The organism is Algoriphagus confluentis (assembly GCF_036245625.1).
GTDB classification, from domain to species: Bacteria; Bacteroidota; Bacteroidia; order Cytophagales; family Cyclobacteriaceae; genus Algoriphagus; species Algoriphagus confluentis.
Map to the genome: position 1 here is coordinate 350,116 of NZ_BTPD01000004.1, position 26,251 is coordinate 376,366.

The window sequence follows — 26,251 nt, forward strand, 5'->3', positions numbered from 1 at the left end:
TAAACCTACCACCCCGATAAATGAAGATTCTTCTCGTAGATGACCATCGCATTCTTTTGGATGGTTTGAAATTTTTGATTCAGTCCCAGCCTGGTATTTCCGAAGTAGACACAGCAGATACTGTGGAAGGGGCATTGGCTAAAATTCGCTCTGAAATCCCTGATTTGATCATTTCGGATATCTCAATACCCGAGATAGGTGGGATTGCTTTTGCCCAAAAAGTGAAGAGTCTCTATCCGCAAATTCGCTTGATTTTCCTGAGTATGCACGACGAGCCTTACCGAGTCAAAGAGGCTTTGGCTACCGGTGCGGAAGGGTATGTTCTCAAAAAAGCCGCCCATGCCGAACTGCTCAAGGCCATAGAAGAGGTATCCCGGGGCGGCATGTTTTTCAGTATGGCTATTCAAAAGATTCTGATCCAGCGCATGCAGTTTCCCGAAGATGAACGGATATTGACTGAGCGGGAAAAAGAGGTCTTGACCCTGATTTTTGATGAGTTTTCCAATAAAGAAATCGGAGAAAAACTCCATATCTCTGAGCGTACAGTGGAGACTCACCGCAAAAACATCTACCAAAAAACAAAGACCAACTCACTGGTTGGTCTTTTGAAATTTGCCATGGAAAATAACCTGGTCGGTGGTTTGTCCTAGTCTTTGGTCAAAGCAACGAAATTGGAAACCCCTGCATCGATCATATCCTTCATCACTCCAGAGGCAAACTCTACATAGGCATCATGATCACAATCAGCAAAGTGGGAGGCGACTGTTTTCTGATCTCCTGAAGTCATGACCAACTGGGAATAGCCCGTCTTTGAAAACATGTCTGTCTGTGCTTGAGTGGTTTCTTTGATCTTTTTGTCTTTGAACACCCCTTCTGCGTAGACTGCCTTTTTGGGCTCCACTTTCGCATGAAACAAAGGATTGCTTCCTATATCCAAACCGGAAACAAATCTAACCTGAGTAGGAATGAGGGAAGTACCAAAATTGGTAACCGATCGGTTGTTTTCAGTAGGATCAAGAAAAGGCTCAATCCGGTAACCAATCGTTGCTTTTACAGAAGTGGAATTGGTCCAAACAGAGGCATCTGCGTCTAGCATTACAAAAGGAAAAGCAAAATTTACATCCGCGATAAATACATTTTCCAGCTCCTTGGAGATTTTGGGAGTGGGATCTACTAGACCTCCTCCCATTTTTTCTTTTCCTCCCTTGGTTACGGACTTGACCAGATATTCATATCCTGTAGGAGTGACCATAATATATCCTTCCACTTGTGCATCTGAGGAAGCTCCCCCTTGTTTCTTAGTCCAATCAGCATAGTATTCAAACTTACTCGCCTCGTCGGCAGTCATGATTTCAAATCCCTGACTTTTCAATTGACTCACATAGGACTGATAGGCATCATCAATTAATTTTTGGAAATCAGGGACATCCACTCCCTGAATCTGAACTCCCATTCGGGTAGATGTACCAGAGGTAAAGGTGGTTCGGTCTGCGCGCTCTTTTTTTGAGCCGGAGGTTTTGGCAGAAGCTTCTTCAAACACCTCAAAATAGGCATTGAAGCTTCTGATAAACACCTTCTTGGGAGCTTTACTCCCTTGGTTCTTTTTGTTGTAACTGGTGGTTTTGATGTCTTTTTCGGACAACACAGTCGGAGGTGCCAGCTCCACCATCAGGAGCAAAAACACGAGAAATAGAGTTTTCATAATTTTTATTTTTTGGGAACCTAAAGTTGAGCCTTTCCTAAAAGCCCTAGAATCCCCGAAAACCCTGTTTTTTTATCCGTGCCAGCACGTAGATTGGCGAAAATGGCTTCCAAAAATGGTATCTTATGCCTCATTTCTTTCTTTTCCTCTCATGTCCAGAATGATTTACCCCTGTTTGTGGTTTGACCACCAAGCTGCTGAAGCGGCAGATTTTTACACCTCGATTTTCCCTAAATCCAAAATACTGGAAAAGAGCCCCATAGCGGTCCGGTTTGAGGTCTTAGGAACTCCCATGATGGGCCTAAATGGGGGGCCAAAATATCAGCAAACCCAAGCCAGTTCTTACTTTGTCTATTGTGGGACGGAGGTGGATATAGATGAATTGTACACTTCTTTACTTGAGGGAGGGAAAGCCATTTTTCCCTTGGGCACTTATCCTTGGAGTCCAAAGTATGCCTGGGTAACGGATCGCTTTGGTACCAATTGGCAACTGGATGCAGATCCGGTCCGAAGTGCTCAAAAGATAGTCCCCTGCCTTCTTTTTGTCAATGAAAACAGGAGTCGGGCTAGGGAAGCGATGGAGTTTTACCTAGGTATTTTTCCGAAAAGCACTAAGCTGGTGGAAGCTCCCCATCCGGATTCCGAAGATTTGCTGTTTGCCCAAGTGAACCTGGAAGGCTACCTGATCAATCTGATGAGCAGCACGGAGACTCATGATTTTGGCTTTTGCCCGGGCAATTCTCTGGTCGTACCCTGTGAGGATCAAGCCGAGATTGATTTCTTTTGGAAAAAACTGGGAGAAGGAGGGAATTATGATCGATGTGGCTGGCTGAGGGACCGCTTTGGTCATTCCTGGCAGGTCGTTCCCAAAGACTTGGGCCAATGGATCAGTGATCCTCAAAAAGGCCAAAAAGCGATCAATGCACTTCTGAAAATGGAAAAGCTAAGTATTGATGACTTGAAAAACCCCTCTTAAACCCTAAAAAAGTGGAAATAAAAATCAGTGCTCAAATCAACGCTCCCCTTGAACAAGTCTGGACTTATTGGACTCAAGGAGCGGATGTCACCGGGTGGAATTTTGCCTCAGCCGACTGGCATTGTCCGGATTCCAATATCGACCTACAGCCCGGAGGGGAGTTTCATTCTACCATGGCTGCCAAGGACGGAAGCTTTAGCTTTGATTTTTGGGGCACTTACTCTGAAATCATTCCGAATAAGGAGATCCGAAGCACGATGGGCGACGGGAGAAAGTTGGATGTATTTTTTGAAGCCCAAAAGGGAGGGGTTTTGGTCACTGAAATCTTTGAAGCCGAAAACCAAAATCCCGTAGAGCTTCAGCGGCAGGGCTGGCAGGCGATTTTGGATAATTTCAAAAAGTATTGCGAAAAATAATTCGAGAATTTTTGAAGGAATGTAAACTTTGAAATATATCTATCGTAATATTGCAATAAAATAAAACTACCATGGGAGTCACCCAAACCCATTTATACACTGAGGAACAAAACGAAATCGCCCAATTGGCCAAAGCCATCGCCCATCCGGCCCGAATTGCCATTCTCCAGCACTTGATCAAAACCAAATCCTGTATCAATGGGGACTTGGTTTTGGAAATCGGCCTGGCCCAAGCTACCATTTCCCAGCATCTGCGTGAGCTCAAAGATGCAGGTTTGATCCAGGGAACTATTGAAGGCACCCGAGTCAACTACTGCATAGATTCAGAGAAATGGGATGCATTGAAATCCCACTTTGAAGATTTCTTCCAAAGCTATGCAGATGGCTGCGGTCCTGCCTGCTAAAAAAATTTACATTAAACCATCGTAATAAAGCAATAAATCATGCTACTCTCAGAAGCCAAATCCATTTTAGCCCAAAGCGAAACTATCGCATTCCGACTTCCCAATGGGGAATTGGTTCCGAGCCACTTTCACGTGACCGAAATCGGTCTGGTCGACAAGCACTTCATAGACTGTGGAGGGACAGTTCGCAAAGAACAAAAAGTAAATTTCCAACTTTGGAATGCAGATGACTACTATCATCGACTGCATCCAGAGAAGCTGGTACAAATCATTGAACTTTCCGAAAAGGTGTTGGGGATTCCGGATTTGGAAATCGAAGTGGAATACCAAGGCGAAACCATCGGAAAATACGGCTTGGACTATGACGGGAAAAACTTCCTCCTGACCACCAAAATGACCGACTGCCTAGCCAAGGATAACTGTGGCATCCCTGCCCAAAAGCCAAAGGTCCGACTCTCCCAACTTCAGGCCTCCTCTTGCGCCCCTGGCTCAGGTTGCTGTTAAAATCAATTTACTAGACCTGTCAGGTCTTGAGTTTTTCAAAAACGATATTTTCCTATGCTCAAGCGAAAAAACACGCTCTATCCCACCTTGGCCGAAACCATTCAAAAAGCCGGTGAACTCCCCATTTCTGAAGAAAGAAAACAGGTATTGCAAGTCCTCATCAACTACATCCAATCCAAACTCGATCAAGGTCAGGATGTGAATTTGAATTTCATCTGCACCCATAACTCCCGCCGAAGTCAGTTTTCCCAGATTTGGGCACAAACAGCTGCAGATTTTCACCGTATTCCGGCCAACTGCTATTCCGGAGGTGTGGAAGTCACTGCATTCAATGAGCGGGCGGTCAATTCTCTGAAGCGAAGCGGGTTTCGGGTCTCGTCCAAAGAAAACAGCAGCAATCCGATTTATTCTGTTTTTTACTCGCACGAAAGTGATCCAATCACCGCTTTTTCCAAGGTTTATGATGATCCTGCCAATGATGCCCTACATTTTGCTGCCGTAATGACCTGTGATCATGCCGATGAAAACTGCCCGTTTATCCCGGGTACTGAACAACGTATTCCTGTACGGTACGAAGATCCGAAGGCATTCGATGACACCGAACTAGAGGCCCAAAAGTACGATGAGCGGTCCCTGCAGATAGCCGCTGAGATGTGGTTTGTTTTTTCTCAGCTTAAAAAATAATCCCCAGACCTACTTTTTAGGCCAGGTCGTCAATAACCACTTTGTAGGTGGGATCTTCGAGAATATTCACTTCGATGATCTCATCGGCTTTAGCCAAAAGCTTTTTGCAATCTGGACTGAGATGTCTGAGATGGACTTTTTTGCCCACTTTCTGATAGCGATCGGTGATTTTATTCAGGGCCTCGATGGCTGACATATCGACTACCCGACTTTCAGCAAAGTCAATGATCACTTCCTCAGGGTCATTGAGCACATCGAATTTTTCTCCAAATGCTGTCACAGACCCGAAGAAAAGAGGGCCAAACAATTCGTAATGCTTGACTCCATTTTCGTCCACATACTTCCGGGCGCGGATTCGCTTGGCATTGTCCCAGGCAAAAAACAAAGCAGCCAAAATCACCCCGATCAAAACAGCCAAAGCCAAATTGTGCAAGACGGCCGTAATCCCGGTGACCAAAAACATCAGGAAAATATCCTTTTTGGGCATCTTGGTGATCGTTCGCAAGCTCGCCCACTCAAAGGTCCCGATCGACACCATGATCATCAAACCGGTCAAAGCTGCCATAGGTACCTGATCGATCAGACCTGATCCAAACATGATAAAGACTAACAGCATCACGGAGGCCACAATCCCGGAAAGTCTCGCCCGGGCTCCAGAGGAAATATTGATCAAACTCTGCCCGATCATCGCACAGCCGCCCATGCCGGAGAAAAATCCCGATGCCACATTGGCCAAGCCCTGCGCTACCGCTTCCTTATTGCTTCGGCCGCGGGTTTCGGTGATTTCATCTACAATATTCAAGGTCAGCAGGGACTCAATCAGTCCGACCCCAGCCATGATCAGTGCATAGGGAAAAATAATCTCCAAGGTTTCCCAGGCAAAGGGCACATCGGGAATATGGAAAGGAGGAAAACCACCCTTGATACTGGCCATGTCACCCACCGTTTTGGTATCCAGCCCCAAAGCAGCCACCACCCCAAAAACCACCAAAATAGAGGTAAGGGAAGCAGGAATGGCCTTGGTCAATTTGGGTAAGCCCCAAATGATCAGCATCGCCAAAAGTACCAGTCCCAAGAAAATATACAGGTTGGGACCACTCAGCCATTGCCCATCTTCCCCTTTGAACTGATCCAATTGGGACATGAAAATGATAATTGCCAGGCCGTTGACAAAACCAAAAATCACCGGATGAGGAACCAAGCGGATGAATTTTCCCAATTTCAAAGAACCAAAAATCACCTGAAGCAATCCCGAAAGAACCACTGCTGCGAAGACATATTCCACGCCTTGAGTAGCTGCCAAAGTCACAATTACCACGGCGATAGCTCCGGTTGCTCCTGAGATCATTCCCGGTCTTCCGCCCAGAATCGAAGTCACCAAACCCATCACAAAAGCAGCATAAAGTCCTGTCAGGGGTGAAAGTCCGGCAATAAATGCAAAGGCTACTGCCTCCGGAATTAAGGCTAAGGCAACAGTCAGGCCCGATAGGATTTCGATTTTGTAGTCTACTTTTTGGCTGAGGTCAAATAGGTTGAAATACTTCTTCATCTGGGGAAGTGAAACTTTATGAAAATTGAAGAATAGAGTAGCCGGAATTACTTATTGAAACATGCCGAACGAATTGGCCTTTTTATGGGAGCTATTTTTTCTGAGAGGTGCAAAGGTAACCAAAAACCTCTGTTTAGAATAATATTTGGTTTTTACCCATTAAATCAAACAAAGTTTTGAAAAGAAAATCCTCTATTCCAACTCATTCAATCGATAGAGAAGACTTGCAAAAAGTTTTTGAGCCTGTGATGTTTTGGCCCAATTCAAGTAATCGTAGGTCCACGCCCGCCTGCATCGGGCAGGCCTGCCTGGTGCAGACAGGTCAGGAGACTTTAATCAGTTCGAGTCCGTTTAGTGGGTTCAAGCCCGCCTGCATCGGGCAGGTCTGAAGATTTGAACCAATCAATCAAATTTCCAATCTAAACTCCTCATCTTCAAATGGCCTCATTTTTGAGTCCAAAAAAATGAAAGTAAGCAGGAACCTTTTCCAAGGTTTTGGCTATTTTCAAACCACTCAATCCCTAACAACCAAACACTACTTTTATGACCGAACAACAAAAACAAGCACTAGAAGAGGCCATCGCCTCCCTCAAAGGAAAACTCACCGGCGACATGTTTGCAGATATGGAAGTCCGTGATCAGATCCACAATCTGGAAATGCAGCTCAAAGGAGTAAAACCCATGGATTCTCACTTTGATTGCATCGGCTGCGGAAGTTAATCCCAAAGATTTGCCCAGATACTTTATCATTTACAAACCCTTTGGCGTTGTCAGCCAATTTAGCGGAGAGGGGCCCACATTGGCCTCTCTCGGTACTTTTCCAAAGGAGGTATATCCCGTGGGCCGTCTGGACAAGGACAGTGAAGGCCTGCTTTTAATCACTGACGACAAGTGGCTGAACCATCACCTGCTCAACCCTCGTTTTGGGCATCAACGCACCTATTATGCCCAAGTAGAGGGAATTCCTACACCTGAGGCATTAAAGCAACTGCAATCCGGAGTCACGATCAATGTCGACGGCAAAGACTACCGAACCAATCCTTCCATCGCCAAAATCATTGATCCGGTACCTACTCTTCCCGATCGAAATCCCCCGATCAGATATCGGGCATCCATTCCGGACACTTGGATTTCTTTGACTTTGATCGAAGGAAAAAACAGACAGGTCAGGAAAATGACTGCGGCTGTTGGTTTCCCCACCTTGAGATTGGTCCGGTTTTCCATGGAAAAAATAACCATCGATGGAATGCAATCGGGGGAAGTCAGGGAAATGGAACAGGAAACCGTCTACCGCATGCTGGGCCTAACAGGCTACGCCAAAACCGGAGCCAATCAAAAGGGCCGCCGCTCTTAAAAATTCCTAAAAATCTGTTTAGCCTAAGGCTTTTCCGTTCCTACCATTTAAGATTGTGGGTTGGAACAAATTCCCCTATTTTAGGTCTCCCAAACGGGTATAAATTGTCAGATTCATGCATCAGGAAAAAATCGCAGAAGTAATTCAGGAAGTCAAAAAAGTGGTAGTGGGCCAGGACAAAATGGTCAATCGCCTTTTGATCGGTTTGTTTACCAATGGACATATATTGCTGGAAGGGGTGCCTGGTTTGGCCAAAACCCTAACCGTTAATACCCTGGCAAAGGTCCTTCATCTGGATTTCAACCGAATTCAGTTTACCCCGGATTTGCTGCCTTCCGACCTGATCGGGACGATGATTTACAATCAGCAAACCGCCAATTTTGAGGTAAAAAAGGGGCCCATTTTCGCCAATGTCATTCTCGCGGATGAAGTCAACCGATCTCCGGCCAAGGTGCAATCTGCCCTTTTGGAAGCCATGCAGGAAAAGCAGGTTACCATCGGAGAGACTACCTTCTCACTGGATCGCCCATTTTTGGTTTTGGCTACGCAAAACCCTGTAGATCAAGAGGGAACTTACCCCCTTCCTGAAGCTCAAGTGGACCGATTTATGATGAAAGTACACATCGACTATCCGAGTAAAGCTGACGAGCTGGAAGTCATGCGCCGCATGTCCAATATGCAATACACCTCGGAAGTAAAGGCCATTTTATCGAAACAGGATATTTTTGACATCCGAAATGAAATCAACTCGGTAAAGCTCGCTGAGCCTTTGGAGAACTACATCATCGAATTGGTCTTTGCCACCCGCTTTCCTCAGCAATACGGGCTGAAGGACGAGGCGAAATACATCATGTTTGGAGTATCCCCTCGTGCCAGTATCAACTTAAATTTGGCATCCAAAGCTATCGCCTATATGGATGGCAGGGATTATGTACTTCCGGAAGACATCAAGGAAATTGCAGAAGATGTACTCAACCACCGAATATTGCTAAATTACGAAGCAGAAGCAGATGGGGTGGATACCAGAAGCCTGGTCCGTACACTTTTGGAAAAAGTACCGATTAACAAGGCGGTAACATTAAAATAACACGAAACAACCCTTTAAAAGGCTTCTCGAACGAAAAGCCTTTTTTTATGCATTTTTTGTTAAAGCAATATTAAATTCTGCCCGGTTTTTTAAAAAAAGCATAATTCAAATCATTCTATTGGGGCGAAAAATTGAATTCACCTTTGCATCGAAAATTGCAAACAAAATTCAATTTATAACACATGAAAAAGTTCAATTACTTATTAATGTTGTTTTCAGCGGTGATTATCACCTTCACCAGCTGTGACGATGATGAGCCAACACCAGATAATGGTGTGACTATCTCCGGAATCCCCGCCACAGCTACCATTCCAGCTGGAGGAACATTGGGTCCAGTAACCGCCACTGCAACAGCACCTGACGGATTGGCCCAATTGTCCATCACTAAGGACGGCGCTCCTTTGGCTACTGTTCCTTTGACTGGTACCACAGCTTCAGCTCCATTCGAATATACAGCAACTCCTGCTGATGCTGGCAAAAATATCGTTTTTGTATTTACAGTTACCGATGTGGACGGAGATGCAGCTACTGCACAGCACGTATTGACTGTGCAGGCTGAAGAGACTACTGTAAGAGTTACTTCCAACATCACGACCAATACAACTTGGGAAACTGGTAAGACCTATATCCTGGGAGGACGTATTTCTGTGACTTCAGGTGCTACCTTGACTATTCAAGAAGGCGTGGTAGTGAAAGGTGAAGTAGGTACAGGAGCTAATGCTTCCGCTCTGGTAATTGCTAGAGGAGCGAAAATTGATGCTCAAGGTACTGCTACAGCTCCTATCATTTTTACCACTATCGCTGATGAAATTGAACCCGGAATGATCGAATCTCCAAACCTTACTCCGGATCTGAATGGTCTTTGGGGAGGTCTTTTGATCTTGGGTAATGCAAGAGGATCTTTTGCAGGTAATGTAACCGAAATTCAAATCGAAGGTATCCCGCCATCAGACACTAATGGTCTTTATGGTGGTACAAACGATGCTGACAACTCTGGTATCTTGAAATTTGTCTCTATCCGTCACGGAGGTGCAAACATCGGAGAAGGTAACGAAATCAACGGCTTGACCCTTGGTGGTGTTGGTTCTGGAACCGTGATTGAAAACATTGAAGTAATCGGTAACCAAGATGACGGAATCGAGTGGTTTGGTGGAACAGTCAATGTAACCAATGCCTTGGTATGGAACTCAGGTGATGATGCCTTGGATACAGACCAGGCTTGGGCCGGTACAATGGACAACTTCATCATTATTTGCGGTGACAACACTGACCACGCGCTTGAAATCGACGGACCGGAAGGCACTTACTTGGCTGCCCACACCCTTATCAACGGTTCTGTGAAAGGAAATCCTGCATCTGAACTGGCTGACTTCAGAGATGGTGCACGAGGTACTTTCGAAAACATCTACTTCTTTGACTTCCCTAATCCTGCTACAAGTGACGGCAGGGGTGACTTCTCCTTGAGTGGTGAAAAGACCCTCGCAACCTTTGCAGACGGCTCCCTGCAGTTTGCTTCTTTGGAAACAGTATTGCCTGACGGAGTCACTCTGACCACAGTTTTCAGAAATGGCACCCACGTTCACGCCACTGCTGTAGCTAAAGGTTCCAACACGGTAGGAGCAGACAAAACTGCTTTTGCAGGCTGGACTTGGGCTGACGTGGCCGGCGCTCTGGCTGATTTCTAATCGTATTCAAAACTTTTTTAGGAAAGGAAGTGTGCTTGCAAGGCGCCTTCCTTTCCTTCTGTTTAAAAATTGAATTTGCTGTAACAAACTATCTAAAAAGTTCATGAAACGAACATTATCCATTTTGGCATTCTTGATTTTCATCGGAATGTCGGGATTTACCCAAGCACAAAACGGCACTATTCGCGGTGCTCTGTTTGACGAAAAGACCGGAGAGCCTCTGTTTGGTGTCTCAGTATTGGTCAAAGAAACTTCTACCGGTGCCGTCAGTGATTTTGACGGAAAATTTGAAATTCAAGTGACACCGGGTTCTTACACCCTTCAGATTTCTTACATCTCCTATTCCACTATTGAACTGACACAGGTGGCTGTAAATTCTGGACAGGTGACTATTCTAAACGACATTTTGATGAAAGAAGAAGCGGAGGAGCTGGAGACAGTGACCATCTCGGCCTCTGCCATCCGAACCACCGAATCAGCCCTGATGTCTGTCAAAAGAAATGCTCCCAATGTTTTGGATGGGATTTCTGCCAGCACTTTCCGCCAAATCGGTGACGGAGACGCAGCTTCAGCTGTAAAGCGGGTGACCGGAGTATCCATTGAAGGAGGAAAATACGTGTATGTGCGGGGACTGGGTGACCGATATACCAAAACGGTATTGAACGGAGTAGATGTGCCTGGCTTGGACCCGGACCGAAACGCCCTACAAATAGATATTTTCCCGACCAACGTGATTGATAATATTCTGGTAGCTAAGTCTTTTACAGCAGACCTTCCGGCAGACTTCACCGGAGGGGTGGTGGATATTGAAACCAAAGATTTCCCCGAGGAAAAAGAAATGCGTCTTAGCCTTTCCGGAGGAATCAATCCATCCATGCACTTCAACTCATCTTACCTGAAATACGACGGAGGAAAAACAGACTGGTTGGGCTTTGATGACGGAACCCGGGCAATCCCAACCGGTGGAAGAACAGACATTCCTCAGTATGCACAAGTGGTAGGAAATCCAAATGGTCCCATGGGCCAGGAATATCAATCTATCCTGAGGGGTTTCAATAAAACCCTGGGAGGCTATCGAACCAATAGCTTGATGGATTTTGGATTGGGTTTTTCTCTAGGCAATCAAATTGCAAGGCCAAAAGTCACTTGGGGATATAACTTTGCTGCCACTTATAAGAACGAAACCGAATACTTCCGCAACGCGGAATTCAACCTATATGCTAAATCTGCCGATCCTACCGTCACCGAACTGATTGCCTTGGAGCGTCAAGGTGGGGACTATGGGGTAAATAGTGTCCTGCTCGGTGGTATTGCCGGCATTGCCTTGAAAACTCCAAGTTCAAAATACAAGCTCAATTTCCTTCATCTCCAAAATGGAGAGTCCAAAGCAGGCGAATTCCTGTTTTTGAATACCAACTTGGGTGCAAATTTTGAAGCAAACCAATACAACTTGGAATACAGTGAGCGAGCCCTAAGCAGCATCCTGCTTTCAGGCACACACTTTCTCCAGGGAAGAGCTTGGGAAATCAACTGGAAATTGGCCCCTACCCGATCCACCTTGGATGATCCGGATATCCGATTTACCCGATTCAGAATCCCCAACAACACCATTGGCTCCGAGGCTGGCCTTCCTGCTCGTATCTGGAGATCCTTGGATGAGGTGAATTTGGTAGGAAAACTGGACCTGAACAGACAGATCAACTTGTTTCAAAGAGACGGAAAACTGAAATTCGGTGGTGCCTATGTGTTCAAAGAAAGAGATTTCTTAATCCAAAGCTTCCAATTCCCAACGGGGAATACCCGATTTGATGGAGATCCTAACAAGATTTTGGACGATCAAAATCTATTTCAGGAAGGAAATATCAATGGAGTAAGATACGACCCGGACTTCATCCCCAACAATCCGAACTCTTTCAATTCAAACCTGAGCAATGTCGCGGGTTTTGTATCCACGGAAGTAAATCCTGCCGAAAAACTTAAAGCTGTACTAGGAGTAAGAGTTGAAAAATATACCCAATTCTATACAGGTACCAACAACACCGGATCAATTGTCCTGGACAACGAAAAAGTATTGGACGACTTGGACTTTTTCCCTACAGTAAACCTGATTTTCAACCTTAAGGAGAATCAAAACCTGAGATTATCGGGAACACGGACGATCGCAAGACCTTCCTTTAAGGAACTGTCGTATGCTGAAATTCTTGATCCGATTACCGGCAGAACTTTCATTGGTGGGCTTTTCCCTGAGACTACCAATGGAGGAACCGAAATCCTATGGGATGGAAACCTGACCCCAACCCGGATCAACAACCTGGATATTCGTTGGGAGTTGTTCCAGGAAAGAGGGCAGATGTTCTCCCTAAGTGGGTTTTACAAGTCTTTTGACAAGCCGATCGAAATGGTTCAATTCCTTTCTGACCCAGGTGCGTTTCAGCCAAGAAATGTGGGCCAAGGAACAGTATTGGGTGTGGAACTTGAATTCAGAAAGTCCCTTTCTTTCCTTATTCCTTCCCTGCAAAACTGGCAGTGGAATGCCAATGTGACTTTTACCGAATCGACCATTAAAATGTCTGCCACTGAGCTACGTTCCAGACAATTGACAGCCAGAGAAGGCCAGGAAATCAAGGATACCAGGGAAATGGCAGGACAAGCTCCCTATATCATCAACACAGGAATTTCCTACAATAAGTTTGAAAGAGGTCTTGAGGTGGGGTTGTTCTACAATGTACAAGGACCCACCCTCAATTTGATCGGCTTTGGAAACAGAACCGATACTTTCACTGTGCCTTTCCACTCTCTCAATTTCAATTTGAACAAAACTTTTGGTGCTGATGAGCGTATTCGAGCCAACTTCGGTGTAGAGAATATCCTCAATTCGAAAAGACAGATCGTATTCAGTTCCTTTCAGGCGCAGGATCAGTTTTTCACCAATTTGGCACCTGGCACTGAAGTCAAGTTTGGAGTTTCCTTTGCCTTCTAATACCACAATGACCTAAAACTGGAAAAGCCTGCTGAACTCAGCAGGCTTTTTTCATGGCTAATCAGGAATCAAAAAAATCCATAAATTTTCGGCCATTTGCTACTGCCTAACTCATCAATTTTTCCCAACTTCCTTTTCAAATGAAAATCCTTCAAGTACCCGAAACCAGCTATCCCAAATGCAAGCAAGTCAATGTGCTGAAAAAGTATCTTTTCCTAGTGGTGCTTTTGACTATTGCCTATGCTGGGTCAGCACAGCAATTATCCTCCTCTGAAGCTTTTTGGAAATCTCTTTCTGCCCATTGTGGGAAGGCTTATGAAGGCAAGTTGGTCTCACCCGAGTCCGATCCCCGATTTTCGGGACGCTTGGTCATGCACCTAAGGTCCTGCGAAGAAGGGAAGATCAGGATTCCATTTTTTGTGGGAGAGGACCGCTCCCGAACTTGGGTACTCACCAGGGATGAAGCAGGATTGATTCAACTCAAGCACGACCATCGACATGAGGATGGCTCCGAGGACCAAGTGACCCAGTATGGAGGAAAGGCTTCCAATGCAGGCTCTTTGACCGCTCAGTTTTTCCCAGCTGATCAGTTTACGGCTAATTTGCTGCCTGCTGCCGTAGGCAATGTCTGGTGGATTACTTTGGACGAGACCTCTTTCACCTACAACCTAAGAAGACTAGGCTCCCCGACTTTGTTTACAGTAAAATTTGATTTGACCCAGCCCATCGATGCTCCGGAAGCACCCTGGGGATGGGTAGACTAAAATTAGTTTACCATGAACAGCCTTCTGATTGCCCTATGGAAAGAGGGAAGAACCCGATTCACTCAGCTCTTGGAAAAGACTTCCGAAGGGGACTTATCCAAGAGGAACGGTCAAAGCCCGAATTCTGCAGGATTTTTGATCCGTCATATTGCAGAAGTAGAGCTACTTTTTGCAAAAAATGTATTTGGACTATCCGAGGTGAAAATTGTAGCCAAAACCCTGATCGCCGGAAAAGACACCGGTGAATGGACTAATCTTGGCGAGCTAAAAGCGATTTCAACTTATGCCGCTGAACTGTTAGAAAAGGCAATTTCAGAACAAAAGGATTGGGATGAGGTGATCGAAACCAAAGAGTTTGGACGGAAATCCAAAGGTAGAAGCACTGGGGAGAATCACCACCCATACTGCTTACCATGCCGGTCAGTTGGCCTTGATTCTCAAATACGGGACCTGATGGTTAAGTGAGCTTTTTAATGATTTGCTCTGCATCTGGAAAAATTGGAGCCAAGTCATCAGCAGAGAACAATTCAAAATCCCGAAAATCAAATCCGGGAGCTACCACGCAGGATACCAATGCAAAACTATCCGAATCATCCACCGTGCTGCCGAAAATGGTCCGGGCGGGAACCAAGTGCTGAGGTCTGCAATCCTCAGAATTCACCGGCCCTAGCTTGAGTGTCTCATGTCCATTTTCAGTCAACAAATGAACCGTCAAGGGACTGCCCTCATGCCAAAACCAAAGCTCATCACTTTGGATTCGGTGAAAATGGGAAACATCTTCAGACCTCAGCAGAAAATAAATGGAAGTAATCAGGCTCCTTTCTTCTCCAGACCTGGGAACGACTTGTGTCGATCGGTAGATTTCAGCAAAAAAGCCTCCTTCCGGATGAGCTTTCATGTCCAAAATCCTGACCAACTCTGCAATCCTTTTATTGACTTCGCTCATGCGTACTGGGCTTCGAGAACATCCACAATCCTTTCGGCTGTTTTTCCATCCCATAGCGGAATTCCCTGGTAGTGCTTCCACTCTCCTGCCATGATTTTATCCAGAAAGGGCTTCAGTTTCTTCGGGTCGGTACCCACGAGTTCATTGGTGCCAAGATGGATGGTTTCAGCACGTTCGGTATTATCCCGCAAAGTCACACAGGGGACATTCATCACGGAAGTTTCCTCAGTCACGCCTCCTGAGTCCGTGATGACGCCTTTGGCATTTTTTACCAGATAATTGAACTCCAAATAACCCAAAGGCTCCACCAAATGAAGATTTGGGGCGTTAATGCCCAAATTTTGGAGATTTTTCGCCGTGCGGGGATGTACGGGGAAAATGATGGGGAGACCGCCTGTACCCGCAAGGATTGCATCGATCATAGCTTTGAGGGAATTTTCCTGATCTACATTGGCTGGTCGGTGCATCGTCATCACAAAGTACTCCTTGGGCTCAAGGTGGTCAAAAATCTCTCCTTCGGGTTTTTTAAACCGGGGCATTTGGGCCATCAGGGTATCGATCATGGTATTTCCCACAAAATGAATTCTTTCCTCGGCAACTCCTGCTTTTCTCAAGTTGGTATTGGCAATCTCAGAGGTAGTAAAAAAGTGGTCAGTAATCGAATCAGTCACCATTCGGTTGATTTCCTCCGGCATGCTGAGATCTCCGGACCTAATTCCTCCTTCCACATGAGCAACATCGATTTGCAGTTTTTTGGCTGCAATAGAACAGGCCAAGGTACTGGTCACATCTCCCACCACAATGACCAAATCAGGGCGATTTTCCATCAGCTCTTTTTCAAAGGCAACCAGGATGGCGGCGGTCTGTTCGGCTTGCGTGCCTCCACCCCCACCAAGATTTGCATTTGGCTCCGGGATATTCAATTGTTCAAAAAAGTCTCCCGACATTTTTTTGTCGTAGTGTTGTCCGGTGTGGACCAGCCTAAATTGTAAATTTTTGCCCTCAGCCTGACTTTTTTGAAAAGCGTGAATAATGGGTGCGATTTTCATAAAGTTTGGTCTCGCACCTGCGACCACGGTAAAAATTGCCATGAATAGGAAAGTTAAGTTTGCGGCAAAAATAGGGATTCCTTCTTTTTAACCTGCCATACTCACCGATCTTTAAGCGGGGTTTGGTCGGTTTTTTGTTTATTTGCTCTGAAATTATTTTTGAGTAAAAATCAATCCATGAGAATAGGTAAGTGGCTGTGGCGTGCGAGCGTAGGCCTGATGGTGGGCTTAGTTTGCTTGATGAGCTCCTGCGTAGAAACTGTTGAAAACCAGATTATCGTGTATTCCAATGACTTTTCGGATTTAAATTTGGAAGGGTTTGAAAACGGTAAATTATTTATTTGGAGAAACGATACCATCGCAGGTATTTATCACAATGAGCAAGTGGCGGTAAATCTCCAAGATCTCCCCCCGCACAATTTCATCAAAGTCACTGCGGAAATTCTGATTCATGATAGCTGGGACGGGAACCCCGATGATGGCATATCTGGTCCTGACTATTGGTTTTTGGGCTTGGACCAGACCGAAACCTTCCGGACCACCTTTTCCAACTCTCCCTGTGAGTCGACCTTTTGCTTGTATCAGTCCTTCCCCAATACGTTTTTCCGGCAAAACACCCCCAAAACCGGGGCTATACAGACCAATCTACCGGGCTTATGCATTTTCGGCGCTTTTGCCAATTACACGACGAGGTATCGAATCGAGGAGTTGATCGAGCATAGCAACCCTTCGGTAAGGGTATTTATGGGTGCAGAGCTCAAGCAGCTAAACTCTCCTGACCCCATCTGTGATGAGTCCTGGTCGATCTCAAAAATCATGGTGGAAGCGATCCAAACGAACAGATGATGAGTCAAAGATTAAGTGCAAAGAAATTAGGATGGATTATCCTGGCTTTTTGGGGAATTTCTTGGAGTGGTTCTGCACAAACCATTCCTGTTGGAACTCCCGTTTTGGATGATTACCTGAGGAGATTGCAGCTGATGGGAGAGGTGGATTCGGCTTCCTCGTTTATGATCAGACCCCTCTATCCTGCCGAAGCGATGAAAATCACCAATGGATTTGATCTGGACAGTTCGGTGGTAGACCTCGACAATTCCCGGCTTCATTGGAGATTTGGAAAAGAAGGAAAAGGCAAGTTCCTAACCCTTCCCGGCATATATCGGATGCAATACAATTCCGAATATGCTTTTGGGGTAAATGACGGGGTCATGATTCCCAATCGGGGACTTCAGCAAGTGATCAGCCCTGGGGCCTACGTGGAGTATGGCAAATTTTCCTTGCAATTTCAGCCTGAAATCCTTTTGGCTCAAAACAAAGACTATCTGGGCTTTCCCATAGAACACCAAGCCACGATTCTGTTCTACTACGAATACATGAACCGTATCGATATGCCTGAGCGATTTGGTGAGGAACCTTTCAACCGATTGTATTTAGGACAATCCAGCCTGAGGTTCAATCATAAGGAGTACTCTTTCGGTATTTCTTCAGAAAATCTGTGGTGGGGGCCTGGACGGAGAAATTCTTTGTTGTTAGGCAACAACGCTCCGGGATTTCTCCATTTTACCTTAAATACCCGAAAACCGGTTCAGACTGTTTTGGGCGGATTTGAGGGGCAATTGATCTCGGGATTTCTGAAAAGCACCGATTTCCTTCCTCCATGGCCGGACTACACCATTCAGCAAAACCCCGTGTATATCCCCAAGAGGGAGGATGGAAACCGTTACCTTTCCGGCTTGATTTTGACCTTTCAGCCCAAATGGGTTCCCGGCTTATTTTTGGGCTACGGCTCGGTCAATCACCTTTACCGCACCGATGTCAACACCTTGGGGGATGCGATACCTATTTTCAACGGTCGAAAGAAAGCCCAAAATGTATACGACCCGATCCAGGAGAAAAGGCAGCAATTCAGTTCCGGGTTTTTCCGTTGGCTCAGTCCTGAGGGAAGGTTCGAGTTTTATGGGGAGTATGGCACCCGGGATAATGACCGAAGGCTCAACGACTTCCTGACTACTCCAGAGTCCGGCAGAGCCTTTACTTTCGGCTTTGCTCATTTGGTTGGACTCAAAAATCCCAAACGATTTCTTGAACTGAGCTCCGAAATGACCCTGTCCGGACAGACGATCCGAGAAGACATTCGCCAACTCCGAACTTGGTACATTCATGACCATGTCAGACACGGATATACGCATCAGGGGCAGGTCTTAGGCATTGGCAACGGTCCGGCAAGCAATCAACTTTTCTTTGGTGTGGCTTGGGTGGAAGGGTTGAAAAAAATCGGCTTCCAATTTGAACGAATTGAATACAACAATGACTTCTACTACTACCGATATGAGGGATCAAAAGACTTTCGGAATAAGTACGTGGATCTGGTCTTTTCCCTGACCCCCGAGTGGAAGTTTGGCAACTTCCTTCTGGCCGGTAAATTCCAGTATGTCAATACGCTCAATTACAAGTGGTTTTTGGAGAATGATCCCAATCAGTACTTTGTACCCGGATATGATCGAAAGAATTTTGTCGGTCAAATCGGTCTCACCTATTTATTTCAATAATTCCAGCGTATAAAGCAATGAAAGCAGAAAAAGACAAAGTCATCGCCGTGTCCTACACCCTCAAAGTGGACGACGGAGAGTCCGGGCAGGAGCTGTTTGAGACGGTATCCAAAGAGAATCCCTTCTATTTCCTTTTTGGCTACCAAAATGTGCTTCCCAAGTTTGAAGAAGCGATTTCCGGAAAAGAGGCTGGAGATACTTTTTCCGTCTTTATAGACTTCGAAAATGGGTATGGAGATTACGATGAAGATAAAAAAGTCATCATCCCTAAGGCCAACTTTAAAGAAGAGGGAAAAAAGAATAAGGATCTACTCCGGGTAGGAAAGGTCATTCCCATGCAGGATGATAAAGGAAACCAAATGCGTGGAGAAATTATCAAAGTAGATTATCGGGGAGTTCACATGGATTTTAACCCTCCTTTAGCAGGATTTGATCTTTATTTTGAGGGAAAGGTGATGCTTGTGCGTGATGCGGAACCGGTAGAAATCGAGCATGGACACGCTCACGGACCGGATGGCCACCATCACCACTGATTTTACAAATGCCCTAGAATCTAGGGCATTTGCCTTATGGAGTTGCAATAAAGGGGATAGTACTTTTGAAGGGTAAACTTTCACTACCAAACCTTTTATTGAAATGAAAACAATCGAAATTTTAAGAAAATTAGCCCTATTGGCCTTTGTGCTAGCTTTTATGGCTTGCTCCAGCGATGATGAAGTTCCTCAAGGCGCTCTGAATGTAGAAATGACTATTGACGGAGTAGCTTGGAAGGGTGCCGGCAATAGCAGAATTGAAAACGTGGCGGGATTCACTGCTTTTGCAATCGGCGCAGGTGCTACAGATCGATCCAGTTTGGCTTTGACGATGACCGAAGAGCGGACAGGCAACTTCAATTTGGCAGGAAATGCAGTTTGGATTACCTCAGATCAGGTAGTGCACAATGCGACTTCAGGCACCTTGACCATCACTAAGCTGGAAGGCAATAAAGTATCAGGTACTTTTTCTTTCAAGGCCCGACCGGCACTGGGGGGTGGTACAGAAGTGAACATTACCAACGGGACCTTCACAGAAATCAATATCATGAGATAACCAAAAAGAGGGGAATCGAAAAAATGATTTTTTAAGGACGACTCAATGGGGGTGATTGAGCAAAAGCAGGCCTTCTGAATTGAAACTCAGAAGGCCATTTTTTATTTTCTCAGATCGTAGCCGTAGGACTTGTAGGCCAAGTCTATACTTAGATCCCGAAGTCCATCAATCCGATCTGAGGGGTACAGCAAATACGCCTTGGAAAGCTGATTTACGGCCTTTCCATAAGCCTGCTTGTTGAAATGCACAATGGCATCGTTGTAATATTGAAGTCCGGCAAGTTCTTTTAGGCTGACTATCCGGAAAGTAGAGTTGTCAAAATAGTCCAGGTCCTGACCTGCGATGGTCTGATTCAAGCTGTACCGTTGAGCATTTTTCTCCGGCTGATAGGCGCTCAGGTAATTTTGTACCTCTATGGGAGAAGTGATCATCCCGCCTACAGGAAGGGTGCTTTCCAGTACAATTTTCTTACCCTCCAGATTGACCACCAAGAAGACATGGTAATCTGTCTCCACAATATCAAACTCAAATCCATACCTCTCCAAGAGCAAGCCCAGAGCAGCTGAACCGCTGACACAATCGTATTTACCTGAAGAAAGCATGGCATTGAAGGTGGAATGCTGTTCGTACTTTTTGAAAAGACGCTGATGGGCTTTTTGAAAAATCTGCCTCAGCATAGGCAATGGATCGCTGCTTTTTTGAGCTTTCGAATCCAGTTCTTCCACTAAGGCGACCCAGTTCTCGGCGGAGTATTCCGGCTTGGCCTCCACAGCCCTAAACAGCTGAAAAAGATCAGTGGCTCCTTCTTGCCAACATGTTTTTTCCTCCTCTGTCAAAAACACAGGACCTTCTCCCCTATCCAATACCTTTTGAGCCTTGCCCTGAAGGACAAGTCCGGAAAGGATCACTAGAGTGAGGAGTAGTTTCTTCATAACACATGAAGTTAATGTTAATGGACATGATCAAAATTAACAATTTGTTAACATTAACAAAACAAAAAGGAAAATTTTTATGGCGGACAAAACTCCTTCCTTTAGGAATAGTTCTAGGCGTAAATGGTCTAGATATTCGTCCTGGAAAAAAAACAACAGTTACAGCAGGTCCAGAAAAGCATTTACCATTCCCTTATTTTTCGGAGGAAAGGAAGAGGATATTCGTGTAAAACTTAACCTCCACGTGCTTATCGAATCATTTATGATGGTAGGGCTCGTTTCTGAGGATAGTCATTGCCCGGTACACTTGCTCGATAAAAAAGGGCCGGATCATCTGATGGGAAAAAGTCATTTTGGAAAGGGCTATTTTTCCATTTGCCCGGGCATAGACCGCGTCTGAGAAGCCAAAGGGCCCACCGATGACGAAAATGAGCTGTCGAAGCCCCGAATTCATTTTCTTCTGCAAAAAATCGGAAAACTCTTCGGAGGTAAAGCCTTTTCCTTTTTCATCAAGAAGGATAACCTCATCTGAGGTTTGGATTTTCCTCAGGATAAGTTCACCCTCCTTCTCTTTTTGGCTTGCTTCCGAGAGGGACTTGGTATTCTTCAAATCAGGAATCTGCTCAAAATCAAACCGGATATAATGACTTAGGCGGGTAGAATAGTCTTTCTCCAGGGATTGTATAGCCGCTTGGTCAGTTTTCCCTATAGCGATCAGTTTGATTTGCATGCAATAAATATCCGAAAATCTCCAAAAAGGCAAACCAATCCTCCGAAAATCTCCGTCAATCCCCAAAATCTCCCGATGCTACCTTCATTTTTCCATTCGAATTACTTCACAACATCTGCTAAAACATTCGGCCTAAACAGGCTGTTCGAATTGCACTAACCAAATAAAATTTCTACCCATGAAAAAATTCCTTTCCATTTTGATGGTGTTGACCGTAGTGTTGGCATCTTCTTTCACCAACAAAACTGCATCCGTACATGAAGTAGATGCAGATATCGTAGACTTGGCCGTTCAGACTGAGTTTCTTTCTACCTTGGTCGCTGCTGTGAAGGCAGGTGACTTGGTAGACGTACTGAAAGGAGACGGTCCTTTCACCGTATTTGCTCCTACCAATGATGCTTTTGCAAAACTTCCTGCAGGCACTGTTGAAAACCTGTTGAAGCCTGAAAACAAAGCGCAATTGGTCGCCGTTTTGACTTACCACGTAGTACCGGGAAAAGTAATGTCTTCTACTTTGAAAGACGGCATGAAAGCAAAAACGGTACAAGGTCAGGAAGTGACGATCTCTTTGAAAGACGGAAAAGCAATGGTCAACAACGCTACCGTGACTGCAGCCGATATCGAGGCTAGCAATGGAGTCGTGCACGTAATCGACACAGTGATCCTTCCATCTATGTAATTGGCTAAATGCGAAAAGAGGCCCTTGATTTCACATCGAGGGCCTCTTTTTTATTAGATATGACTATTCGGAATGCTGTACGTATTTCAAAGATTTAAATCCCCTAGCCCCCTTTAGAAGGGGGAATTTGCCAAAATCTAGCAACAAACCTTTAAATCCTATGGCTATATACATGATTGAGGATACTCATTTTATTTGATGAGTTCTTTTCTCTTCAGGATAGTTTCGAGAAATTTCTTCTCGTTGTCCGAATTGAAAATGCGATAAGGCAAGTGAATAAATTGTGCCTTGGATAGGTAAAGGACGAAGGCATCTTTGGTCATTTCTGCCTTTTTGATCATGTTCCACTGTACAGGCATCCCTTCCCGGGTATTGATTTTCATCAGAATCTGACGGCTGTCTATTTCGTAGCCCATCTTCTGGAAAATCGGCTTGTTTTGCTCCATTTGAGTAACCCCGGTAAACTGGATCGCCCAAAAAAGGACATAAAGTCCGTATGCAATCAAGGCGCCGATGATCCACCAGATAGAAGGAATCCAAAAATATCCACAGCAAATCGCCAAAGCGATCAAAATGACCCACCACTGTTCTTTAAGAATGGACACGAGTCCCATTTTGATGTAAGTGCCGGTTTCGAGTTGGTATTTTTTGGTTTTGATAATCATCAGTCGAGAATTTGAGTCTGCAAATATCCACCTATCTGGGAGATTTAGCAAGCTGACTCCATTCATTATCAGGGAAAACCCAAAAACAAAAATGCCAAACCATTGACTTAAAAGCAGTATTGATTTATCTTATAAAAAAATTTTTAGCCATGAATAGTCTTGTGATTGATCTCTTCTTGTGCGGAGTGGCTTATGTCATCCTAATCTATTTTGTTGCTACCATGACGAAAAATTCCCTCCGTAGAGGGAAAAGCAACAACGATGACGGAGATGGAGGAATAGAGAACTTCACCCCTCCCAAAATCGACTTACCACCCGGCGTCATCTGGCCATCTGATTCTCCAAAAAAAACCAAGACTCCCGAACCGGTAGATTATTAGTGGCACTTATCGCAGACTCCTTGCACCAAAAGGCTCATTTCCTTTTTTTCGAATCCATGGGGTAAAAAAACCTGAGGCAAATCGATATCATCCAGACAAGTCGTTTCCCCACAGATTTCGCACTTGAAGTGCACGTGTTCGTGACTATGATCGTGCTCGTTTTCTCCATGAGCACACAGCGCATATTTTGTTGCCCCGCCGTCGTCAAGGACTTTATGAATCAGATCCTTGTCCAGAAAGGTTTTTAAGGTCCTATAGATGGTCACCCGGTCAAAATTATCCTTCAGCATCTCCTCAAGGTCTGCATGGGAAAGCGCAATGTTTTTGTCCAAAAACTCCTGAATGATCTCCAATCTGCAATCTGTGATACGCAGTTGGTGGCTTTTCAATATTCTTTCGGGGCTACTCATGATTCAGATTTGATCTCAAATTAACTCAAAATTTGAAAGCATAAAAAAAGGGTGCCTAATCCGGCACCCTTTCTGAGATTATTCTCCGGAGTATTCCGCAAGAATTTTATTGATTCGATCTACTGCCTCCTCCAAGTGAAGCTTGCTCATTCGGTCGCTGGTACGTCCGATCGCTCCTCGGATTTGAGTTCTCAAAGTCTTCAGTTCGCCCAAGGCCATTGGACGGATGTCCGATTGAGAGGCATTGATCTGAGGACCTGCAAAAGCTCTAAACTGAGCTGGCAAGTTCGGCTCATTTCCAGTCAGGAGAAGCTCGAGTCTTTCGATATGAGCTCTCTGAAGTGCTCTTCTGTGTACATCGATCGCTTTTCCAGCAGAAAGTTCCGTCCAGATACCTTTTCTCAGATCGTCAAATAGTTCGGTGATTGTGTAGGCTTCGTTACCGTTGATCGCTTCGTTTTCGATCACCCGACCCAAACGGCCCCACTCCAGGATGCCATTCAAGGTACCCACCTGAATGCCTCGGATTCTCTCCAAAGCGCCAAAGTCACCGATTCGGGCTATGATACTCTCATCCATCAGCCAAGAAGGAGTAGCGAAAAGCTGTTTGTTGAGGAAGTCCACGGCAGACTTTTGCATTTCTTTGGGGTTGTGCGTGTAGACGGCTTCATTCTGCCCGGAAGACTTGTAGACTTCCATCACACCGCCGACATGCGTGCGAACATGGCCCATGTATCGGTTAAACTGGCCAATAACCTGTCCATACATCTCATTCAGGTCTGCATAGTCTTTGTAAGGCTTGTCTGCCTCAGCGGTCCATTCGATCAGATTAGGGACAATTCGCTGAAGGTTTTTGATCCCATATTCCGAAGCCTTCATGGAGTTATCTCCCAAGTCCTCAGACTGTGTTGTCGGATCGTAGCTATTGCCCTGACGACCGTAGCGATAGACAGGGTCTCCTTTTTTGTCCAAAATCCACTGGTTTAAGGTAGCCAATTCCTCCTCTGGAGTAGAAGCTTCCGGAATCGGTCGGTATCCCCAAGCAATGGCATATTTGTCATACGGTCCCACATCAGGCATCAGACTTACGCCCTTGTCCTCAGGCTGCGCGATGTAGTTGAATCGTGCATAGTCCATAATAGAAGGAGCAGTACCCATTTCTTTGGTAAAAGCAGGATCGCGAAGCTTTTCCACAGGATAAGCATGGGAAGAGGCAAAGTTATGTGGAAGGCCTAAGGTGTGTCCTACTTCGTGAGCAGATACAAATCGGATCAATCTTCCCATTACCTCGTCATCAAACTTCACCCTTCTGGCATCCGGATTGACTGCTGCGGTCTGGATAAAGAACCAGTTTCTCAATAGGTTCATTACGTTGTGATACCACCCGATATCGGACTCGATGATTTCGCCGGAGCGAGGGTCAGAGACATGAGGGCCATAGGCATTTTGAATATCCGAGGCAAAATAGCGGATCACCGAGTAGCGGGCATCCTCTGGACTCCAAGTTGGATCTTCTTCAGGGCTTGGAGCTTCTTTGGCAAGAATCGCATTTTTGAATCCCGCAGCTTCAAAAGCTTTCTGCCAATCCTCCACTCCCTGTTTCAAATAAGGCACCCATTTCTGGGGCGTGGCCGGGTCAATGTAGTAGACGATCGGTTTGACCGGCTCTACCAATTCTCCCCGCTTGAATTTCTCCATATCCTCTGGCTTCACTTCCAGTCTCCATCGATCCAGGTAGCGGCGGGATGAAGCCTTTTGCTCATCTGCACCATAGTCGACATAGGATCTGGCAAACCAACCTACTCGACGGTCAGCCAATCGCTGCATCATGGGCTCCTTGGGAAGAAGGATCATCGAGGCATTCATCTCCAAAGTGATCAAGCCTGTGGCACTGTTTGATGGTGGCTCAGAGGCTGCATAGGTAAGCACATATCTGGACTCGATATTGATCGGGTAGGAATTGATGTGAGCAATATAGGATCGGTCGGTATCCAATCGGGACACTTTGTACTCCGTCCTTCTGTTTCTTTGCAAGCCCAGCGCCTGATTGTCCTTGTTGAACAGATCGGTCACTTCGATCACTGTCCCGGTGGAATCAGTGGCTTTGGATTTGATAGCAAACTTCTGAAGGATGGGTTCCAGATTGGATGCCTTCACCGCCATGGAGATGGGAAGGGAATCCGCCGCATAGTTGTTGACAGATACTACTTTCAGAAGGACGTCGTCATTGTTTTTCTCCCAACGAACCATCAGATTGTTGGTATTTTCTCCACCAAATCCGATCCCATCGGCTGTTTTGGCAATTCGCACCACCATCAGCATGTCTCTACCCATCAGAGAATCCTGAATTTCGTAGAAGTATTTGCCCTCGATTTCGTGGACTTTGAAAAGCCCCTCCTTGGTTTTGGCCTTGTTGGTGATGACCTCCTTGTAGGGTTTGGGCCCATTGTTGCTTCCTCCGTTTTGAGGTTTTGCTGCCGGAGCCGGAGCGGCTGTCTCGGACTTGGAATCGTTCTTTTTCTTTTTCTTTTGGGCAAACGTGTCCCCTGAACTCATCAGGACACCCATCACCCCGAAGACAAAAACTGTTCTCTTTAGTAATTTGGGTAGTGTTTTATACATAGTTTAATCATTGATTTGTTGAATTAAAGTAACTTCCATTCGACTAGATTAGAGTGAGGGGAAACTTATTTTTTTATAAGCGGTTGAATCAACAA

At 45.4% G+C, this 26,251-nt stretch carries 30 protein-coding genes; 21 read left to right on the plus strand and 9 right to left on the minus strand.

The window, feature by feature from the left end; genetic code table 11:
• Positions 1–20: 20 nt before the first annotated feature.
• Complete coding sequence (locus tag AAA943_RS08065; protein ID WP_338223720.1) at positions 21–650, plus strand: response regulator; 630 nt, start codon at positions 21–23, stop codon at positions 648–650.
• On the opposite strand, the gene AAA943_RS08070 is transcribed toward AAA943_RS08065, so the two are convergent.
• Complete coding sequence (locus AAA943_RS08070) at positions 647–1,702, minus strand: hypothetical protein (protein ID WP_338223721.1); 1,056 nt, start codon at positions 1,700–1,702, stop codon at positions 647–649. The genes AAA943_RS08065 and AAA943_RS08070 overlap by 4 nt on opposite strands.
• A gap of 151 nt (positions 1,703–1,853) precedes the next feature.
• Here AAA943_RS08070 and AAA943_RS08075 point away from each other — a divergent pair, with 151 nt between their 5' ends.
• The 5 genes from AAA943_RS08075 (at position 1,854) to AAA943_RS08095 (ending at position 4,686) form a co-directional block, all read left to right on the plus strand.
• Positions 1,854–2,678 (plus strand): VOC family protein, encoded by an 825-nt coding sequence (locus AAA943_RS08075; RefSeq protein WP_338223722.1) that lies wholly within the window; start codon positions 1,854–1,856, stop codon positions 2,676–2,678.
• A gap of 11 nt (positions 2,679–2,689) precedes the next feature.
• Positions 2,690–3,094: an SRPBCC domain-containing protein gene (locus tag AAA943_RS08080; protein ID WP_338223723.1), complete on the plus strand. Its 405-nt coding sequence runs from the start codon at positions 2,690–2,692 to the stop codon at positions 3,092–3,094.
• Between the two features lie 71 nt (positions 3,095–3,165).
• Positions 3,166–3,498, plus strand: coding sequence for an ArsR/SmtB family transcription factor (locus AAA943_RS08085; RefSeq protein ID WP_338223724.1), 333 nt, complete (start codon positions 3,166–3,168; stop codon positions 3,496–3,498).
• Between the two features lie 39 nt (positions 3,499–3,537).
• Positions 3,538–4,002, plus strand: a complete 465-nt coding sequence (locus AAA943_RS08090; RefSeq protein ID WP_338223725.1) for a DUF6428 family protein — start codon at positions 3,538–3,540, stop codon at positions 4,000–4,002.
• Between the two features lie 54 nt (positions 4,003–4,056).
• Positions 4,057–4,686 carry a low molecular weight phosphatase family protein gene (locus AAA943_RS08095; RefSeq protein ID WP_338223726.1) on the plus strand — a complete coding sequence of 210 codons (630 nt, stop codon included), beginning with the start codon at positions 4,057–4,059 and terminating at the stop codon, positions 4,684–4,686.
• A gap of 16 nt (positions 4,687–4,702) precedes the next feature.
• Here AAA943_RS08095 and AAA943_RS08100 read toward each other — a convergent pair whose 3' ends face one another.
• Positions 4,703–6,235, minus strand: a complete 1,533-nt coding sequence (locus tag AAA943_RS08100) for a SulP family inorganic anion transporter (protein ID WP_338223727.1) — start codon at positions 6,233–6,235, stop codon at positions 4,703–4,705.
• Between the two features lie 176 nt (positions 6,236–6,411).
• Here AAA943_RS08100 and AAA943_RS08105 point away from each other — a divergent pair, with 176 nt between their 5' ends.
• From AAA943_RS08105 to AAA943_RS08140, 8 genes are all read left to right on the plus strand, one after another.
• Complete coding sequence (locus tag AAA943_RS08105; protein ID WP_338223728.1) at positions 6,412–6,624, plus strand: hypothetical protein; 213 nt, start codon at positions 6,412–6,414, stop codon at positions 6,622–6,624.
• A gap of 154 nt (positions 6,625–6,778) precedes the next feature.
• Positions 6,779–6,955, plus strand: coding sequence for a hypothetical protein (locus AAA943_RS08110; protein ID WP_338220555.1), 177 nt, complete (start codon positions 6,779–6,781; stop codon positions 6,953–6,955).
• Between the two features lie 10 nt (positions 6,956–6,965).
• Positions 6,966–7,589 (plus strand): pseudouridine synthase, encoded by a 624-nt coding sequence (locus AAA943_RS08115; protein WP_338223729.1) that lies wholly within the window; start codon positions 6,966–6,968, stop codon positions 7,587–7,589.
• Positions 7,590–7,704: 115 nt separating this feature from the next.
• Positions 7,705–8,676, plus strand: a complete 972-nt coding sequence (locus tag AAA943_RS08120; RefSeq protein WP_338223730.1) for an AAA family ATPase — start codon at positions 7,705–7,707, stop codon at positions 8,674–8,676.
• Positions 8,677–8,858: 182 nt separating this feature from the next.
• A complete protein-coding gene (locus AAA943_RS08125; RefSeq protein WP_338223731.1) occupies positions 8,859–10,361 on the plus strand; it encodes a hypothetical protein in 1,503 nt (500 codons plus the stop codon).
• 103 nt (positions 10,362–10,464) lie between these two features.
• A complete protein-coding gene (locus AAA943_RS08130) occupies positions 10,465–13,341 on the plus strand; it encodes a TonB-dependent receptor (protein ID WP_338223732.1) in 2,877 nt (958 codons plus the stop codon).
• Positions 13,342–13,481: 140 nt separating this feature from the next.
• Complete coding sequence (locus AAA943_RS08135) at positions 13,482–14,105, plus strand: hypothetical protein (RefSeq protein WP_338223733.1); 624 nt, start codon at positions 13,482–13,484, stop codon at positions 14,103–14,105.
• Between the two features lie 12 nt (positions 14,106–14,117).
• Entirely contained in the window at positions 14,118–14,570 is a 453-nt protein-coding gene (locus AAA943_RS08140; RefSeq protein WP_338223734.1) for a DinB family protein, read from the plus strand.
• On the opposite strand, the gene AAA943_RS08145 is transcribed toward AAA943_RS08140, so the two are convergent.
• Positions 14,563–15,051, minus strand: coding sequence for a cupin domain-containing protein (locus AAA943_RS08145; protein ID WP_338223735.1), 489 nt, complete (start codon positions 15,049–15,051; stop codon positions 14,563–14,565). The genes AAA943_RS08140 and AAA943_RS08145 overlap by 8 nt on opposite strands.
• Positions 15,048–16,142 carry a non-hydrolyzing UDP-N-acetylglucosamine 2-epimerase gene (wecB, locus tag AAA943_RS08150; RefSeq protein ID WP_338223736.1) on the minus strand — a complete coding sequence of 365 codons (1,095 nt, stop codon included), beginning with the start codon at positions 16,140–16,142 and terminating at the stop codon, positions 15,048–15,050. The genes AAA943_RS08145 and wecB overlap by 4 nt, the downstream gene beginning before the upstream one ends.
• Before the next feature lie 135 nt (positions 16,143–16,277).
• Between wecB and AAA943_RS08155 the strand changes: the two genes are divergently transcribed.
• From AAA943_RS08155 to AAA943_RS08170, 4 genes are all read left to right on the plus strand, one after another.
• The gene (locus AAA943_RS08155) at positions 16,278–16,946 is read left to right on the plus strand and encodes a hypothetical protein (protein ID WP_338223737.1); all 669 of its coding nucleotides are present in this window, start codon (positions 16,278–16,280) and stop codon (positions 16,944–16,946) included.
• Entirely contained in the window at positions 16,946–18,649 is a 1,704-nt protein-coding gene (locus tag AAA943_RS08160; protein ID WP_338223738.1) for a capsule assembly Wzi family protein, read from the plus strand. The genes AAA943_RS08155 and AAA943_RS08160 overlap by 1 nt, the downstream gene beginning before the upstream one ends.
• A 17-nt stretch (positions 18,650–18,666) precedes the next feature.
• Positions 18,667–19,182, plus strand: a complete 516-nt coding sequence (locus AAA943_RS08165) for an FKBP-type peptidyl-prolyl cis-trans isomerase (protein ID WP_338223739.1) — start codon at positions 18,667–18,669, stop codon at positions 19,180–19,182.
• A gap of 103 nt (positions 19,183–19,285) precedes the next feature.
• A complete protein-coding gene (locus AAA943_RS08170; protein WP_338223740.1) occupies positions 19,286–19,738 on the plus strand; it encodes a DUF6252 domain-containing protein in 453 nt (150 codons plus the stop codon).
• 101 nt (positions 19,739–19,839) lie between these two features.
• Here the strand turns inward: AAA943_RS08170 and AAA943_RS08175 are convergent, their stop codons facing one another.
• Positions 19,840–20,670 carry a hypothetical protein gene (locus AAA943_RS08175; protein ID WP_338223741.1) on the minus strand — a complete coding sequence of 277 codons (831 nt, stop codon included), beginning with the start codon at positions 20,668–20,670 and terminating at the stop codon, positions 19,840–19,842.
• Between the two features lie 26 nt (positions 20,671–20,696).
• Here AAA943_RS08175 and AAA943_RS08180 point away from each other — a divergent pair, with 26 nt between their 5' ends.
• On the plus strand, positions 20,697–20,900 hold the full coding sequence (locus AAA943_RS08180; protein ID WP_338223742.1) for a hypothetical protein: 204 nt from the start codon (positions 20,697–20,699) through the stop codon (positions 20,898–20,900).
• Between the two features lie 26 nt (positions 20,901–20,926).
• Here the strand turns inward: AAA943_RS08180 and rlmH are convergent, their stop codons facing one another.
• Positions 20,927–21,400: a 23S rRNA (pseudouridine(1915)-N(3))-methyltransferase RlmH gene (gene rlmH, locus AAA943_RS08185; RefSeq protein ID WP_338223743.1), complete on the minus strand. Its 474-nt coding sequence runs from the start codon at positions 21,398–21,400 to the stop codon at positions 20,927–20,929.
• A 178-nt stretch (positions 21,401–21,578) separates the two neighbouring features.
• Between rlmH and AAA943_RS08190 the strand changes: the two genes are divergently transcribed.
• Positions 21,579–22,079 carry a fasciclin domain-containing protein gene (locus AAA943_RS08190; RefSeq protein ID WP_338223744.1) on the plus strand — a complete coding sequence of 167 codons (501 nt, stop codon included), beginning with the start codon at positions 21,579–21,581 and terminating at the stop codon, positions 22,077–22,079.
• A 191-nt stretch (positions 22,080–22,270) separates the two neighbouring features.
• Here AAA943_RS08190 and AAA943_RS08195 read toward each other — a convergent pair whose 3' ends face one another.
• Complete coding sequence (locus AAA943_RS08195; protein WP_338223745.1) at positions 22,271–22,744, minus strand: YcxB family protein; 474 nt, start codon at positions 22,742–22,744, stop codon at positions 22,271–22,273.
• Positions 22,745–22,893: 149 nt separating this feature from the next.
• Between AAA943_RS08195 and AAA943_RS08200 the strand changes: the two genes are divergently transcribed.
• Complete coding sequence (locus AAA943_RS08200; RefSeq protein WP_338223746.1) at positions 22,894–23,124, plus strand: hypothetical protein; 231 nt, start codon at positions 22,894–22,896, stop codon at positions 23,122–23,124.
• On the opposite strand, the gene AAA943_RS08205 is transcribed toward AAA943_RS08200, so the two are convergent.
• Positions 23,121–23,534, minus strand: a complete 414-nt coding sequence (locus AAA943_RS08205) for a Fur family transcriptional regulator (RefSeq protein WP_338223747.1) — start codon at positions 23,532–23,534, stop codon at positions 23,121–23,123. The two genes, AAA943_RS08200 and AAA943_RS08205, sit on opposite strands and share 4 nt — an antisense overlap.
• Before the next feature lie 78 nt (positions 23,535–23,612).
• Positions 23,613–26,156, minus strand: coding sequence for a zinc-dependent metalloprotease (locus tag AAA943_RS08210; RefSeq protein ID WP_338223748.1), 2,544 nt, complete (start codon positions 26,154–26,156; stop codon positions 23,613–23,615).
• Positions 26,157–26,251: the final 95 nt, after the last annotated feature.

Bases quoted from the DNA above. Each gene is read 5' to 3' on its own strand.
- AAA943_RS08200 (WP_338223746.1), top strand. From the start codon at position 22,894: ATGAATAGTCTTGTGATTGATCTCTTCTTGTGCGGAGTGGCTTATGTC.
- AAA943_RS08160 (WP_338223738.1), top strand. From the start codon at position 16,946: ATGAGTCAAAGATTAAGTGCAAAGAAATTAGGATGGATTATCCTGGCT.
- AAA943_RS08145 (WP_338223735.1), bottom strand. From the start codon at position 15,051: ATGAGCGAAGTCAATAAAAGGATTGCAGAGTTGGTCAGGATTTTGGAC.
- AAA943_RS08070 (WP_338223721.1), bottom strand. From the start codon at position 1,702: ATGAAAACTCTATTTCTCGTGTTTTTGCTCCTGATGGTGGAGCTGGCA.
- AAA943_RS08090 (WP_338223725.1), top strand. From the start codon at position 3,538: ATGCTACTCTCAGAAGCCAAATCCATTTTAGCCCAAAGCGAAACTATC.
- AAA943_RS08155 (WP_338223737.1), top strand. From the start codon at position 16,278: ATGAGAATAGGTAAGTGGCTGTGGCGTGCGAGCGTAGGCCTGATGGTG.
- AAA943_RS08205 (WP_338223747.1), bottom strand. From the start codon at position 23,534: ATGAGTAGCCCCGAAAGAATATTGAAAAGCCACCAACTGCGTATCACA.
- AAA943_RS08175 (WP_338223741.1), bottom strand. From the start codon at position 20,670: ATGAAGAAACTACTCCTCACTCTAGTGATCCTTTCCGGACTTGTCCTT.
- AAA943_RS08125 (WP_338223731.1), top strand. From the start codon at position 8,859: ATGAAAAAGTTCAATTACTTATTAATGTTGTTTTCAGCGGTGATTATC.
- AAA943_RS08075 (WP_338223722.1), top strand. From the start codon at position 1,854: ATGTCCAGAATGATTTACCCCTGTTTGTGGTTTGACCACCAAGCTGCT.
- wecB (WP_338223736.1), bottom strand. From the start codon at position 16,142: ATGGCAATTTTTACCGTGGTCGCAGGTGCGAGACCAAACTTTATGAAA.
- AAA943_RS08210 (WP_338223748.1), bottom strand. From the start codon at position 26,156: ATGTATAAAACACTACCCAAATTACTAAAGAGAACAGTTTTTGTCTTC.
- rlmH (WP_338223743.1), bottom strand. From the start codon at position 21,400: ATGCAAATCAAACTGATCGCTATAGGGAAAACTGACCAAGCGGCTATA.
- AAA943_RS08120 (WP_338223730.1), top strand. From the start codon at position 7,705: ATGCATCAGGAAAAAATCGCAGAAGTAATTCAGGAAGTCAAAAAAGTG.
- AAA943_RS08170 (WP_338223740.1), top strand. From the start codon at position 19,286: ATGAAAACAATCGAAATTTTAAGAAAATTAGCCCTATTGGCCTTTGTG.
- AAA943_RS08165 (WP_338223739.1), top strand. From the start codon at position 18,667: ATGAAAGCAGAAAAAGACAAAGTCATCGCCGTGTCCTACACCCTCAAA.
- AAA943_RS08110 (WP_338220555.1), top strand. From the start codon at position 6,779: ATGACCGAACAACAAAAACAAGCACTAGAAGAGGCCATCGCCTCCCTC.
- AAA943_RS08095 (WP_338223726.1), top strand. From the start codon at position 4,057: ATGCTCAAGCGAAAAAACACGCTCTATCCCACCTTGGCCGAAACCATT.
- AAA943_RS08135 (WP_338223733.1), top strand. From the start codon at position 13,482: ATGAAAATCCTTCAAGTACCCGAAACCAGCTATCCCAAATGCAAGCAA.
- AAA943_RS08195 (WP_338223745.1), bottom strand. From the start codon at position 22,744: ATGATTATCAAAACCAAAAAATACCAACTCGAAACCGGCACTTACATC.
- AAA943_RS08100 (WP_338223727.1), bottom strand. From the start codon at position 6,235: ATGAAGAAGTATTTCAACCTATTTGACCTCAGCCAAAAAGTAGACTAC.
- AAA943_RS08190 (WP_338223744.1), top strand. From the start codon at position 21,579: ATGAAAAAATTCCTTTCCATTTTGATGGTGTTGACCGTAGTGTTGGCA.
- AAA943_RS08180 (WP_338223742.1), top strand. From the start codon at position 20,697: ATGATCAAAATTAACAATTTGTTAACATTAACAAAACAAAAAGGAAAA.
- AAA943_RS08085 (WP_338223724.1), top strand. From the start codon at position 3,166: ATGGGAGTCACCCAAACCCATTTATACACTGAGGAACAAAACGAAATC.
- AAA943_RS08140 (WP_338223734.1), top strand. From the start codon at position 14,118: ATGAACAGCCTTCTGATTGCCCTATGGAAAGAGGGAAGAACCCGATTC.
- AAA943_RS08065 (WP_338223720.1), top strand. From the start codon at position 21: ATGAAGATTCTTCTCGTAGATGACCATCGCATTCTTTTGGATGGTTTG.
- AAA943_RS08130 (WP_338223732.1), top strand. From the start codon at position 10,465: ATGAAACGAACATTATCCATTTTGGCATTCTTGATTTTCATCGGAATG.